At 71.9% G+C, this 13909-nt stretch carries 11 protein-coding genes; 6 read left to right on the forward strand and 5 right to left on the reverse strand.

Annotation, left to right across the window (positions count from 1 at the left end):
* Positions 1 to 4 precede the first annotated feature (4 nt).
* The 4 genes from mtrB to raiA all read left to right on the forward strand — a co-directional run bounded on the left by mtrB (position 5) and on the right by raiA (position 5154).
* Complete coding sequence (gene mtrB / locus ABZU91_RS15440) at positions 5 to 1756, forward strand: MtrAB system histidine kinase MtrB (RefSeq protein WP_355239781.1); 1752 nt, start codon at positions 5 to 7, stop codon at positions 1754 to 1756.
* Positions 1753 to 3570 (forward strand): LpqB family beta-propeller domain-containing protein, encoded by a 1818-nt coding sequence (locus ABZU91_RS15445; RefSeq protein WP_355239784.1) that lies wholly within the window; start codon positions 1753 to 1755, stop codon positions 3568 to 3570. The genes mtrB and ABZU91_RS15445 overlap by 4 nt, the downstream gene beginning before the upstream one ends.
* Before the next feature lie 4 nt (positions 3571 to 3574).
* Positions 3575 to 4282 carry a ComF family protein gene (locus ABZU91_RS15450; protein WP_355239787.1) on the forward strand — a complete coding sequence of 236 codons (708 nt, stop codon included), beginning with the start codon at positions 3575 to 3577 and terminating at the stop codon, positions 4280 to 4282.
* Positions 4283 to 4527: 245 nt separating this feature from the next.
* Positions 4528 to 5154 (forward strand): ribosome-associated translation inhibitor RaiA, encoded by a 627-nt coding sequence (gene raiA / locus ABZU91_RS15455; protein WP_355239790.1) that lies wholly within the window; start codon positions 4528 to 4530, stop codon positions 5152 to 5154.
* Positions 5155 to 5216: 62 nt separating this feature from the next.
* Here raiA and ABZU91_RS15460 read toward each other — a convergent pair whose 3' ends face one another.
* Positions 5217 to 6332: a GNAT family N-acetyltransferase gene (locus ABZU91_RS15460; RefSeq protein WP_355239793.1), complete on the reverse strand. Its 1116-nt coding sequence runs from the start codon at positions 6330 to 6332 to the stop codon at positions 5217 to 5219.
* Positions 6329 to 7480, reverse strand: coding sequence for a GNAT family N-acetyltransferase (locus tag ABZU91_RS15465; RefSeq protein WP_355239796.1), 1152 nt, complete (start codon positions 7478 to 7480; stop codon positions 6329 to 6331). The genes ABZU91_RS15460 and ABZU91_RS15465 overlap by 4 nt, the downstream gene beginning before the upstream one ends.
* A 168-nt stretch (positions 7481 to 7648) precedes the next feature.
* On the opposite strand from ABZU91_RS15465, the gene secA reads away from it, so the two are divergent.
* On the forward strand, positions 7649 to 10576 hold the full coding sequence (gene secA, locus ABZU91_RS15470; protein ID WP_355239799.1) for a preprotein translocase subunit SecA: 2928 nt from the start codon (positions 7649 to 7651) through the stop codon (positions 10574 to 10576).
* A gap of 263 nt (positions 10577 to 10839) precedes the next feature.
* Here secA and ABZU91_RS15475 read toward each other — a convergent pair whose 3' ends face one another.
* Both ABZU91_RS15475 and ABZU91_RS15480 read right to left on the reverse strand, forming a co-directional pair.
* Positions 10840 to 11421, reverse strand: a complete 582-nt coding sequence (locus ABZU91_RS15475) for an Rv3235 family protein (protein ID WP_355239802.1) — start codon at positions 11419 to 11421, stop codon at positions 10840 to 10842.
* A 209-nt stretch (positions 11422 to 11630) separates the two neighbouring features.
* Complete coding sequence (locus ABZU91_RS15480) at positions 11631 to 11858, reverse strand: helix-turn-helix domain-containing protein (protein ID WP_053657286.1); 228 nt, start codon at positions 11856 to 11858, stop codon at positions 11631 to 11633.
* Between the two features lie 207 nt (positions 11859 to 12065).
* Here ABZU91_RS15480 and ABZU91_RS15485 point away from each other — a divergent pair, with 207 nt between their 5' ends.
* Positions 12066 to 12575, forward strand: a complete 510-nt coding sequence (locus ABZU91_RS15485) for a hypothetical protein (RefSeq protein WP_355239805.1) — start codon at positions 12066 to 12068, stop codon at positions 12573 to 12575.
* A gap of 7 nt (positions 12576 to 12582) precedes the next feature.
* On the opposite strand, the gene ABZU91_RS15490 is transcribed toward ABZU91_RS15485, so the two are convergent.
* Positions 12583 to 13674 (reverse strand): hypothetical protein, encoded by a 1092-nt coding sequence (locus tag ABZU91_RS15490; RefSeq protein WP_355239808.1) that lies wholly within the window; start codon positions 13672 to 13674, stop codon positions 12583 to 12585.
* Between the last annotated feature and the right edge of the window lie 235 nt (positions 13675 to 13909).

A 13909-nucleotide genomic window follows, 5' to 3' on the forward strand; every position in this document is an offset into this window, starting at 1 on the left:
CACTGTGTCGACCCCGCCGCCCCCGCAGACCACCGCAGCCCGCCGGCTCGCCGCCGGCCGGGAGGTCTGGCGTGTGCTGAGCGGGCGGGTCGCGCGACTGCTGGCCCGGGCGCACCAGACCTGGCGGCGTTCGCTCCAGGTCCGGGTGGTGACCATCACGCTGGTCGCCTCCAGCCTGTTGGTGGGCGGTTTCGCGTACCTGATCGCTGACAAGATCACGACGATCCTGCTCGACAACGCGCGCACCGACGTCCAACTGCGCCTCAAGGGCGGCGCGGGGTACGCGGCCAAGCAGGTCTCCCTCTACGGTCAGCCGCAGGAGGCGCAGCTCCAGGAGACGATCGAGGGCACGGTCAACTACCTGGCCGGCGGCGACCCCCAGCAGACCAGCGGGGTGGTGGTGGCCATCACCGCCGCCGACTACCCCACCATGATCCAGACCCGCACCGCGCCGGCGGCAAACGTCCAGCCCCTGATCAGCAAGGAGCTGCGGGCCGCCGTCGCCAGCGGCAAGGTGGCCAGCCAGATCCAGACCGGCCGCCTCACCGGCGAGCCGACGAAGTACCTGGTCTACGGCTCCCCGGTGCCGACCCGCTTCGGGCAGATCGAGCTCTACTACCTGGTGCCGCTGACCCGTCAGGACGCCACAGCCGCGGACGCCCGCGCCACCGTCGTCGGCACCGGCATCGTCCTGGTGATCCTGCTGGGGCTGCTCGCCGCTCTGGTCACCCGGCTCGTGGTCAACCCGGTCCGGGTCGCCGCGCGGACCGCCCAGCGGCTCTCCGCAGGCCTCCTCGACCAGCGGATGGTGGTCAACGGCGAGGACGACCTCGCGCTGCTGGCCGCCTCGTTCAACCAGATGGCCACCAACCTGCAACGGCAGATCCTGCGCCTGGAGGAGATGTCCCGGTTGCAGCGGCGGTTCACCTCCGACGTGTCGCACGAGCTGCGTACTCCGTTGACCACGGTCCGGATGGCCGCCGACCTGATCTTCGCCGAGCGCGACGAGTTCGAACCGGCGGTCGCCCGCAGCGCCGAGCTGCTCCAGGCCGAGCTGGACCGTTTCGAGGAGCTGCTCACCGACCTGTTGGAGATCAGCCGGTTCGACGCCGGCTTCGCCATGCTGGACGCCGAGCCGACCGACCTGGTGCCGGTGGTGCACCGTGTCGTCGACCGGTTGGCCGGCCTCGCCGAGCGGGCGGGCGTGGAGATCGAGCTGGACCTGCCGAGCACCCCGGTGATCGCCGAGGTCGACCCTCGCCGTGTCGAGCGGGTGCTGCGCAACCTGGTCGGCAACGCCGTCGAACACGGCGAGGCCCGCCCGGTGCTGATCACCCTCGGCATCGACGAGACCGCCGTGGCGATCACCGTCCGTGACCACGGGGTGGGGCTGAAGGTGGGCGAGGAGAAGCTGGTGTTCAACAGGTTCTGGCGGGCGGACCCGTCGCGGGCCCGCCAGACCGGCGGTACCGGGCTCGGCCTCTCCATCAGTCTGGAGGACGCCCGCCTGCACGGTGGTTGGCTGGAGGCCTGGGGAGCGCCCGGCCAGGGCGCCCAGTTCCGCCTCACCCTGCCGGCCCGCGCCGGTGACCGGCTCACCACGTCGCCGCTGCGGCTGGTACCCGCCGACGCTGCCCTTCCGTTCGGCGGCCCGCGCGACGGCGGCCCCCTGGCGATCGGCCCGGGCAGTGGCCCGGCGCTGGCGATCGGCCCGGCGTCTACCGACAGCGGCGAGCGGGAGGAGGTGCGCTCGTGAGGGCTCGACCACTGCTCGGCGCCTTCGGCGCGGCCCTGCTCCTCAGCGCGGGGTGCGGCATCCCGGCCTCGTCCGACGTACGGGTCGACGGCAGGGCCGGCACCGCGACGGAGGCCGGGTCGAGCAACGGCCGCAGTAGCGAACCGCCGACGCGGAACGCCAGCGGTAGCGACAACGCGGCCTTCGTGCGCAACTTCCTGTCCGCCGCCGCCGGCGAGCCGGACCGGGCGTACGAGCGGGTGAAGGCGTTCATCGCTCCCGAGCACAAGTCCCGCCTGCAGGACAAGAAGGGCAGCGAGGTCGCGCTGACCGTGGTCCGGCTGCGCGAGACGGTCTTCACCTTCAACAGCGACTCCACCACCACCGTCAAGATCACGGTGCAGCAGATCGGCGTGCTGCGGACCAACGGCACCCTGGCGCCCCCGGTGGCGACCGAGACGCAGTACGAGTTCCGGCTGCGCAGCGCGGCCCTCGGCGGCACCGGCAGCGACGAGCGCGCCGGGCAGTACCTGCTCGACCCGCCGAACGTGCTGCTGCTCAGCGACGTGGCCCTTCAGCAGTACTACCAGGACGAGTCGATCTACTTCTGGAATTCCGACCGCACCCGGCTGGTGCCCGACCAGCGCTACCTGCCGTACGCGGTGCCGGACGAGCGCCGGGTCAACGAGGTCGTGCGCTGGCTGGTGGGCGGCCCCTCCGACTGGCTGCGGCCGGGTGTCGTCGGGTTGCCCGACGGCACCGAGCTGATCAACAACGCCACCGGCGCGAACAACCGGTGGGAGGTCAACCTGGACATGTCCGGCGACGACCAGAGCCGGGTCGACCAGGTGATCACGCAGCTCGCCTGGTCGCTGGGTGACCTGCCGGGCGAGCTGGAGCTGAAGATCCGGAACAACTCGCAGCCCGTGCAGGACCTCGACGAGCGCCGGGCCGCCTACCAGCTCTACCCCGTCCGGGAGAGCCCGCAGCGGTACGGCGTCTACGAGGGCGCGATCCGTCCGCTCGACTTCGCCGGCGAGCCCAGCGGTGTGGTGCCGCTGACGCCCGAGGTCAACCGCGCCATCGTGTCGGCCGGTCTCGCGCGGGGCGTCAACCGGGTGCTCGCCGCGCTGGTGGTGACGAGCGGCAGGGACCGGCAGCGGCTCGCGGTGGGCGCCGGGGCGGACACCGTGGCCGCGGTCGGCCGCAGCGCCGGGGAGTACGCCTCGATCGGCCGCCCGGTCTGGCTGCGTACCGCCGACTCGCGTCCCGCGCAGGGGCTGGTGGTGGCCGACGGTCGCCTCTACCGCTTCGACGAGGCCGCCCGGATGTCGGAGGTGCCGCTCAACCTGCCCTCGTCGGAGGTCACCGCGGTGGCCTCCGCGCTGGACGGTCAGCGGATCGCGTTGATCGCCGGCGGACGGCTCTACGTCGCGGCGCTCAACCTCGACGGTTCCGGCAGCGGAGTGTCCATCGGCCCGCCCCGGGCACTCGTCACCTCGTTGACCAACCTGACCGCGGTGGACTGGATCGGGGAGGACCGGCTGGTGGTGGCCGGCTCGGCCGGTCAGCCGGCGATCTACGAGATCAGCGTGGACGGCGCCCTGGAGACGCCGCTGCGCACCGACGTGGGCGCGAAGGTCAACCACCTGACGGCGTACCCCACCAACCGCAGTGTGCGGGTGCCCACCGGGTCGTACATGTACGAGGCGAACAAGGTGGCGTACCGCAGCAGCCCGTTCGAACGGATCGAGCCCGAGCGCGTGCGCGACGTCCCCGCGCCGCCGGCCGGAGTCCGCCCGAGCAACCCGTCGGCCCCGTTCTTCCTCTACTGACGTCGTGCGCGGGCTCTGGGCGGACCTCGCCGACCTGGTGCTCCCCGCGGACTGCGCCGGCTGCCGGGCGCGTCACGAACCGATGCGACAGGGAGTCTGCCCGGCCTGCGCGACGGCGCTGGACGCGTTGCGCCCCCGGGCGGCCCGCCCCACGCCCGCCCCGGCGGGCCTGCCGTGCTGCGTCGCCCTCGGCCCGTACGCCGGTCCGCTGCGCGAGGCGCTGATCGCGTACAAGGAGCATGGTCGGCACGGTCTGGCCCGTCCGCTCGGCGCGCTGCTGGCCGAGGTGGTCGCGGTGGCGGTCGGCGAGGTACGCCCCGTCGCGCTGGTGCCGGTGCCGGACACCGCCGCGGCGGCACGTGCCCGCTACGGCGATCACCTGGACCGGCTGGCCCGGCACTGCGCGACCCGGCTGAGCCGGTCCGGCTGGCCCGCGCGGGTGCATCGCCCGCTGCGCGCCCTGCCCCGACCCGACTCGGTGACCCTGGACAGCGCGGGCCGTGCCGCAGCCGCCGAGGCGGCGTTCCGTCCCCGCTCCGGGGCGTCCGGTGGCCCCGGCACCTCGGGCGACGCGCCAGTGGTGGTGCTGCTGGACGACATCGTCACCACAGGGGTGACACTGGCTGCGGCGGCCCGGGTGCTGACCGCGACCGGATGGCGACCGAATGTCGCGGCGGTGCTCGCCGCGACCGAGAAAAGACACCACTCGTAACCGACCGTGTTTCCGTTTCACCCGATGGTGTATGAGGTGCGAAAAATTCCGGGCGGTCTTGGCAACATGGGGTGACTGCCGGGCGAACAGGAGTTAGCGTTTCGCTGTCGGGGGTAGGAGGTCGTTCCATCCCGCCCCTGGCGGTGAGAGGAGGCGTAGCCGTACTGACCGGTCGACGCCAGCGGGTCTTCCTACGGCGCACGACCGGGAAACCGGATCGAAGACGTCCGAAAAAAGGAGGTCACGTGGACATCGTGGTCAAGGGCCGCAACGTCGAAGTGCCGGACCATTACCGGGTACACGTAGCCGAGAAACTCGCAAAGGTCGAACGCTACGACCACAAGATTATTCGCATCGATGTCGAGCTGTTTCACGAGCGCAATCCGCGCCAGGCCGATCACTGCCAGCGGGTGGAGATCACCTGCGTCTCCCGTGGCCCGGTGATCCGGGCCGAGGCCTGCACGAACGATTTCTACAGCGCGCTCGACGCCGCCATCGCGAAACTCGACACCCGGCTACGCCGCGCGGCGGATCGCCGGCGCGTACACCGTGGTCGCCACGCGCCGATCTCCGTGGCCGCCGCCACCGCCGACCTGCCGGTCACGGACCTGGTGGCCGCCCCGCTGTCGGCACCGGCCGCCCGCGCCGGCACCGCCGTCGCCGAGCGCGTCGAGGAGGAGCACGACCAGCCGTGGCACATCGCCCGGGAGAAGGTGCACCCGGCCGAGCCCATGACGATCGACGACGCGCTGTTCCAGATGGAACTCGTCGGCCACGACTTCTACCTCTTCCAGGACAAGGAAACCGGTCGCCCCAGCGTCGTCTACCGACGTCACGCCTACGACTACGGCATCATCTCCCTCGACACCTGAGCAGGGTCACATCCCGCCGAGCATGGGGTCGTGCCGGTCGCCCGGCACGGCCCCATGCTTCGTCAGCACAGGTCGGTCGGCAGCAGAGCGAAGGTCAGGTCGTCGAGGCGAGATCCCGCCAGCCCGGGCAGACGACCGCGTTGCAGGCCCTCGCGCTGGAAGCCGACCCGTTCCAGCACGCGGTGCGAGGCGGTGTTCTCCGGCACCGTGCCGGCCGTCAGCCGGGCGAAACCGGCCGGCCCGAACGCCCACGCCGCGAGCAGCCGCACTGCGCGGGTGGCGTACCCGTGCCCCCGCCAGCGCGGGAGCAGCGCGTAGCCGATCGACCCCTCGCCGCTGGACACCTCGGTGTACGACAGGCCGCAACTGCCCGCCGGCTCGCCGGTCGCCGCGTCGACGATCAGGAGCCGGGCGATGTCACCGGTCAGCCACGCGCTCTCCGCCAGCCGGCAGCGCCGCCCGATCGACTCCCGCGTCGGTGGCACCGGCGGGGCCTGGTTGGCGAGCACCTCCGGCCGGCTGTGCAGCCCGTACATCATCTCCGCGTCGTCCGGCGCGAGCCGGCGCAGGACCACCACCTGATCGCTGAGCGCCCCGTCGGGTAGGTCCGGCAGCAGCCGAGGGGTCGGACCGGGCGGATCGTCGGAGAGGCGTACCCAGGTCAGCAGGTCGTACCGTCCGCCGTCCCGGTCCTGACCGGCGGACCGGCGCAGGCCCTCGTAGCGGAAGCCGGCGGCCAGCGCGACCCGCTGACTGGCCGCGTTCTCCGGCTCGGTGTGCAGCTCCAGCCGCCGCGTTCCCGTGTCGAAGGCGTGCTCGCTCAGCGCACGGGTCGCGGCGGTGGCCAGTCCGCGTCCCCGCGCCGCCGGCCGCAGCCAGTAGCCGATGTCCGCCTGACTCCGGGCGGGCATCGGGTTGCTCAACCCGGTGGCGCCGAGCAGCCGGTCGGTGACCGGGTCCGCGATGGCGTACGCGGCGCCGCCGCCGGCCCAGACCGACGGCGCGCCGGCCTCGACCCACCAGCGGGCGTCGACCTCGGTGTACGGGGACGGCATGGTGGACACGAACCGTTGGCTGAGCGGGTCCGCGCAGCCGTCGACGAGGTCCGCGATGTCGCCGGGATGGAACGGCCGGAGTCGTACCCCGTGCGCCTCGACGACCGGCGGCGAGCCCGTCATGCCAGGTCCTCGGCGAGCAGCGCGGCCACCCAGGTGTCGACCCGCTCACCCCGGTGCTGGACCCCGCCCCGGGCCGTCCCCTCGAACGTGAAGCCCGCCTTCTCGGCGGCCCGTCGGGAGGAGGTGTTGCCCACGTTCGCCTTCCATTCGATGCGCGCCAGTCCCAGCGTGGTGAAGCCCCAGGCGCTGAGCGCGAGGAGCGCGGCCGGCATGTACCCCCGCCCGCGTGCCGCCGGGGCGATCATGAAGCCCACGTCCGCGAGCAGCGGGTCGGCGGGGGAGAGCCGCAGGTCCAGAGTGCCGACCCACCTGTCGTCCGGGTCGGCGATCACGAAGCAGGCGGAGTCTCCCCGCGCCCAGGCGCCCTGGGCGTAGCCCCGGTATCCCCGCGCGTCGGAGAGGTCGTACGGGTCCGGGACCGTGGTCCAGCGGATCGTCTCCGGGTCCCGGCAGGTCTGCACCACGGCGTCCAGATCGCGCTCCTCCATTGGTCGTAGTCGCAGCTCAGCGCCTGCCGAGGTGGCGAACAGCGTCGGCTGTGGGCGGCCGAAGACGGCGGCCCGGCGAGCCACCAGGGTGCCTCGGGCGGCCGGCCCGGGCGTCCCGGGCTCAGGCACCTCGCCGGGGAGCAGCGAGCCGATCCAGCCGTCCGCGTCGCCGTCCGGTGCGGGGTTCGCCAGCCGTACCCGCCCGTCGATCCGGAATCCCGCGCGGAGGGCGACCAGCCGGGAGGCGTGGTTGCCCACCTCGGCCTGCCACAGCAACCGGCGCAGCCCCAGCTTCTCGAAGGACCAGCGGGACAGCGCCCGGGTGGCCCGGACGGTCACACCCCGGCCGCGGGCCCACGGGGCCGTCCAGTAGCCGATCTCACCGGTTCCGGCACCGTCGATGGAGATCAGTCCGCAGGAGCCGAGCAGGTCGCCGGTGTCCGCGTCGCACACCGCGAGCGGCGCCCCGGTACCGTCCGCCCACGCCTGCGGACTCATCCGCGTGACGAAATCCTGAGCGTGTTCGGGAAGGTATGGGCGCGGTACGGTGGTCCAACGCTGAATGTCCCCGTCCTGGCACGCGCGGTGTACGCCGTCGGCGTCCGCGTCCCGCCAGGGTCGCAGCAGCACCCCGTCCTCGACGATCTTCACAGGCTCCACCCGTGCATCGTGCCGGAACGTTCGCCCTGGGCGTAACCGGATAACGTCCCGGGCGCATCCCGTGCGCGTGTTATGTCGGGTTCGGTGGAGCGGACCGCCGCCACCAGTGACCATCGCGCCGATGTTGCGCCTACGATGGTTCGAGACTGTCTAGGGGAGCGTTGATCCGTGTCGATTCTGGAAAAGGTCCTTAACGCGGGCGAGGGCCGCATGGTGCGCCGGCTCAAGGCCATCGCCGCCGCCGTCAGCTCGATCGAGGACGACTACGTCAACCTCACCGACGAGGAACTGCGCGGCATGACCGAGCAGTTCCGGGAGCGGCTCGCCGATGGCGAGACCCTCGACGACCTCCTGCCGGAGGCGTTCGCGGTGGCCCGCGAGGCGGCGGACCGGGTGCTCGGCCAGCGGCCGTACGACGTCCAGGTGATGGGCGGCGCCGCGCTGCACTTCGGCAACATCGCCGAGATGAAGACCGGTGAGGGTAAGACGCTGACCTCGGTCATGGCCGTCTACCTCAACGCGCTCTCCGGCGACGGCGTGCACGTGGTCACCGTCAACGACTACCTCGCCCAGCGCGACGCGGCCTGGATGGGCCGGGTGCACGAGTTCCTCGGGCTGACCGTCGGCGTGGTGCTGCCCAACCGGCCGGCCACCGAGCACAAGGCCGCCTACGAGTGCGACATCACGTACGGCACCAACAACGAGTTCGGCTTCGACTACCTGCGCGACAACATGGCGTGGTCGAGGGACGAGCTGGTCCAGCGGGGGCACAACTTCGCGGTCGTCGACGAGGTCGACTCGATCCTGATCGACGAGGCGCGTACCCCGCTGATCATCTCCGGCCCGGCCGAGCACTCGGCCCGCTGGTACGGCGAGTTCGCGGGCGTCGTGGCCCGGCTCCAGCCCGGAACGGACGGCGAGGGCGACTACGAGGTCGACCACTCCAAGCGCACCATCGCGGTCACCGAGCGCGGCGTCGCCAAGGTCGAGGACCGGCTCGGCATCGACAACCTGTACGAGTCGGTGAACACTCCGCTGGTCGGCTACCTCAACAACGCCATCAAGGCCAAGGAGCTCTACAAGCGCGACAAGGACTACATCGTCAGCGACGGTGAGGTCCTGATCGTCGACGAGTTCACCGGTCGCATCCTGCACGGCCGTCGCTACAACGAGGGCATGCACCAGGCGATCGAGGCCAAGGAGGGGGTGGAGATCAAGCAGGAGAACCAGACCCTGGCCACGATCACCCTCCAGAACTACTTCCGCCTCTACAGCAAGCTGTCCGGGATGACCGGTACGGCGCAGACCGAGGCGAGCGAGTTCAACAAGGTCTACAAGGTCGGCGTCGTGAGCATCCCGACGCACCGTCCGATGGTCCGCGAGGACCGGCCGGACGTCATCTACAAGACCGAGAAGGCCAAGTTCAACGCCGTCATCGAGGACATCGCCGAGCGGCACCAGATGGGCCAGCCGGTGCTCGTCGGCACCGTCTCGGTGGAAAACTCCGAGATCCTCTCCCAGCTCCTGCGCCGCCGGGGCATCCCGCACAACGTGCTGAACGCGAAGTTCCACGCCCGGGAGGCCGAGATCGTCGCCCAGGCCGGGCGCAAGGGCGCGGTCACCGTCGCCACCAACATGGCCGGCCGTGGCACCGACATCCTGCTCGGCGGCAACCCCGAGTTCCTCGCGGCGAACGAGCTGCGCCAGCGGGGTCTCGACCCGCTGGAGAACGAGGAGGACTACGCCAAGGCGATGGAGGAGGTCCTGCCCACCTGGAAGCAGGCCTGCGACGCCGAGGCGGACGAGGTCGCCGCCGCCGGTGGCCTCTACGTGCTCGGCACCGAGCGGCACGAGTCCCGGCGGATCGACAACCAGCTGCGCGGTCGCGCCGGCCGGCAGGGCGACCCGGGTGAGTCCCGGTTCTACCTGTCGCTGCAGGACGAGCTGATGCGCCGCTTCCGGGCCGGCGCGGTCGAGGCGGTGATGGAGCGCTTCAACATCCCGGAGGACGTGCCCATCGAGTCGAAGATGGTCACCCGCCAGATCAAGAGCGCCCAGGCCCAGATCGAGGGCCAGAACGCCGAGATCCGCAAGAACGTTCTGAAGTACGACGAGGTGCTCAACAAGCAGCGTCAGGTCGTCTACGCCGAGCGGCTGCGGGTGCTCAACGGCGAGGACCTCTCCGAGCAGGTCCGCAACATGATCGACGACACCGTCGAGGCGTACGTGCGGGGTGCCACCTCCGACGGCTACGGCGAGGACTGGGACCTGGAGCAGCTCTGGTCCAGCCTCAAGCAGCTCTACCCGGTCGCCGTGACGATCGAGGAGCTGGAGGAGGAGGCCGGCGGTTCCCGGGCCGGCATGGACGCCGACTTCCTGGTCGCCCGCCTCAAGGAGGACGCGAACGCCGCGTACGACCGCCGCGAGGAGGAGCTCGGCACCGAGGGGGTGCGCCAGCTCGAGCGGATGGTGCTGCTCCAGGTGATCGACCGCAAGTGGCGCGAGCACCTGTACGAGATGGACTACCTCCAGGAGGGCATCAACCTCCGGGCGTACGCCCAGCGCGACCCGGTCGTGGAGTACCAGCGCGAGGGCTTCGACATGTTCGCCACCATGATGGAGGGCATCAAGGAGGAGACCGTCGGCTTCCTCTACAACGTGGACGTCCAGGTCACCGAGCCGGAGCCCGACCCCGACTCGGAAGAGGTCAAGCTGCTCGACAAGCCGGTGGAGATCCGGGCCAAGGGTCTCAACCGCACGCCGCAGCGGCAGGGCCTGCAGTACTCGGCTCCGACCATCGACGGCGAGGCCAGCCCTGGCGCCCCCGCCATCGAGCAGGAGCAGCAGCAGGCCCCGGCGCTCGGTGTGGGCCGCCCGGCCCAGGGCGCTCCGGCGGCACCCGGGCAGAGCGCGCCGTCCGCCCCGCAGCGACCGGCCTCGGGGCTGCGTGGCCCGATGCTCCCGAGCGCGGGATCGCGGCGTCCGGCCCCCAGCCAGGCCGACGCCGGCAACGGCCCGTCCCGCAACGCGCCGTGCCCGTGCGGCTCGGGCCGCAAGTACAAGCGGTGCCACGGCGCGCCCAACGGCGGCAACTGACCTACCGCGCGTCTCGATGGGCCCCGGCCGACATGGCCGGGGCCCGTCGGCGTCTCCGCCCCGCCCGGCCTGATCCCGCCCCGCCCTGGTCCAGCCCGGCCGGGTCCTGCCCCGCCTGGCCCGATCCCGCCCTGGTCCCGCCCGGCCCGGTCGCCATTCGGTGGCGGTGGGAGATCGACTCGGCTTCCTGGGAGTCGGTGTGTCGGCGGCAGGTTGATGCCCCGATTCTCTGGACGTCGGGTCGATGAACCACGGCGGCGGGGTCAGAGAACGTGCAGGGCGGTGCACAGCCAGCGGCCTCGCCGGTGTTCCAGGCGCAGCGCCATGGCCCAGCTCCGGCCACCGAGGCCGCTCACCACAGCCGCCGCCTCCACCGCGGCCTCCCGAGGTGCGCAGACCCGCAGCCGTAGCAGTCGCAGAGCCGGACGCGCCGCCCGACGTCGCACCGGCCCGGCCCGCCCGGTCGCCCGCGCGAGTTCGGTGAGCAGTTCGACGGCGCGGCCCGGGTCGAGCAGGGGCCGTACCTGGGCCGGCGACCGATAGCCGTTGACCACCTCCAGGCAGGTGCCGACGAAGCGGTGCGCGGCGCGAGTGGCCTCGGGGGCGGTCGCCGGTGGCAAAGGTGCGCCGGGTTGGCTGGCCGGACGCACGGTCGGCCGGCGTGGGGCAGAGCGGCGTTCCGCGGGCCGGACCGGGTCCGGTCGTGTCGAGGCGAAGAGGTCGAGAGCGAGTTGGCCGTGGGTCGGCCCGGGCCAGTACGTCTCGTCCGGGTACGGCGGATCGATGGGTGGGACGGGGCGCAGGCGTACGGGTGGTCGGGAGGGCCCGGGTCGCCGCTCGCTCATCGCTGCTCCCTCGATCTTGCGTTTGCCTTCGTTTGCTTTCTACTGCTTAGATTCTGAGCGAGAGAACAGCCTTGGTCAATGAGTAGGGCCGCGAACCCGCCACACGTCGGCATGATCCACTCCAGATCGTGGAGGTGGCGGTATTCACGCGGCTCGAACAGCCCCGGTTCGGTGAGCTGGAGTTGATCACGGTGCAGTGAGTCAGGCGGTTATTCCGGATCGCGGTCGACGAGAGGGTTACCACGGACCCAGTCGGCGGTCTCGGCGTACTTCTGCGCGATGTACTCCTCCAGCCGAGCCCGCTCGACCCGCCACTGGCCGCGTCCGCCGATCTTGATCGCCGGCAGTTCTCCGCTGCGGACCATGTGGTAGACCTGCGAGTCCGAAACGTTCAGCTCGGCAGCCACGTCGGAGAGCAGCAGGAACCTCGGCTCCACGGAAACTCCCCGGGGTTGACGTCGTTTGCCTCAGTTTGCCACCGACGGCGCTCGCCGCCCAGCCGCCACGACTGCCACCCGGTGCCAGACACACCGGCGGGAAACTTCCACCGACCCGGAGGCGAGGTGTATGACGGTCACGGCGTGCGGCATGATCTGCGCCCGTGCCGGCTACCGCCGGCACGGAACCGAGCGGGGAGACGACCGGTGACCGACGAGCTTGTCCGGGTGTACGTGCCGGCGACCGTACCGATGCTGGGCCGCCTGCGTGAGCAGGGGCTGACCGCCGACAGCGCGCACGCGGTGACGCCCGCGCTGCGCGAGTGGTACGCCGAGGGCGACGAGGAGGAGTTGGAGTACGTCGCGTTCACCCGGGCCGCGCAGGATGCCCTGCACCTGCTCCGGGCCGATCCGGCTGCGCCCCGCCGCCGCGTGGTCGTCTCGGTCGACCTGCCGTCCGCCGCGCTCGGCCGTGGGGACGGTGAGCTGGGTTCCAGCATGGTGACGTTGGTCGACACCGTTCCGGTGGGCGCTGTCGCGGCGATCCACGTGGACGGCACGGAGGCCGTCGAGGAGGTCGCCGCCGCGGCCGACGTGGTGGCCGAGGCCGCCGCCGGCGACCCGGACGCGCAGTTCACCGTCGACGGCGCCGAGGATCACGAGCTGGAGTGGTACGACGTGACGGAGTTGGATCTCCTGCTGCGCAGCGCCGACTGAGCAGCGGTCAGCGGGCCGGGTCGGCGTCCGCTTCCCGGACCGCCGGGTCCGGCTCGTCTTCCTCGACCTCGCCGGTGGCGTTCGCGGTTGTCGCCGACTCGGAACCGGGTCGGTCGGTCGGGGCCGGTTCGTCGTCGGTCTGCGCTGGGCCGAGCGTCCGGCCGAACGCGACGATCGCGGTGAGCGCCCCCACGAAGAGCACCCAGATGCCGTTGTCCACCCGTGAGGTGCCCAGCGACGTCTGGGCCACCGCGTCGGCCTCGCTGAGCGCGCTGGCCAGGTCCAGCAGCGAGCGACCACCGATCCGGATGATCACTTCGGCGAGCAGCAGGAGTAGACCCGGCCCGGCACCGGCGAGCAGATACGCCGGCCAGCGCAGCGCCGGCGTCTGCGGGTCTCGCCGTGCGGCGCGCCGCCGTGCCCAGGTGAGGTAGCCGAAGGCGAGCAGCCCGGCCAGCAGGCCACCCAGGAGCGACTCGGTGCGCGACACCCACTTGGCCGCGTCGACAAGCGACTGCTGGGTGTCGCCCGCGCCGAACAGGTCGAACAGCGGGTCCCGTGCACGACTGAACGCCACCACGAAGATCAACGTGCCCAGCGCGGCGGTCACCACCGCGCCGACCGCCGGGGCGGTCCGCGCGCCCGCGATCGCTCCACCGATGATCGCGGCGGCGGCGGTGGTGCCGGCGATCACATTGGTGGTCGAGGTGTCGAAGTAGGTCAGGTTGATCGCCACCGCGGCGGCCAGCCCGACCAGCATCCCGGCCCCGATCGCGCCGACGAAGCGCAGGGTGGTCCAGTCGCCGTACCGGCGGGCCAGCAGGTTGTTGAAGGCCAGCGCGGTGGCCGCGCCGGCCACCAGCGCGGCCGAGATCACGCCGGGCAGGGCGAACGCGGAGAGGCTGATCGCGGTGATGCCGGCCGCCGCCGAGGTGATGGCCTCCCGGGTCGACCAGAGCATGGCGGCCAGCCAGCCGAGCGCCAGCAGCGCGAGGACCGCCGCTCCGGGCGCCGGAAGGGGCCGGCCGGCCGGGGTGGTCGCGTCGACCGCCGGCTGGTCCGACTCCGCGGCTGAGTCGCGGCCGGGCTGCTTGGTCATCGTCTCCCCTTCGAGGCGCCAGGTCACCGACCATTCAGGGTACGCGGGCCGCCGAGCCCCCCACCGAACGAGCCACACCCCACGGGTACGCACCAGCGACGTACCCCCGAAGGAACCGCGACGGCCCACGAACCGCGACCAACGTCGGGGCTGGGGGGGCGAGCGTCCCCGGCGGAGGGATCAAGCCTGACCGCCCGGAGCCGGGGACGCGAGCCCCCCAACACAACACACAAAA

Source organism: Micromonospora sp. NPDC005174, from assembly GCF_040608495.1.
In the GTDB taxonomy this organism is placed as follows: domain Bacteria; phylum Actinomycetota; class Actinomycetes; order Mycobacteriales; family Micromonosporaceae; genus Micromonospora.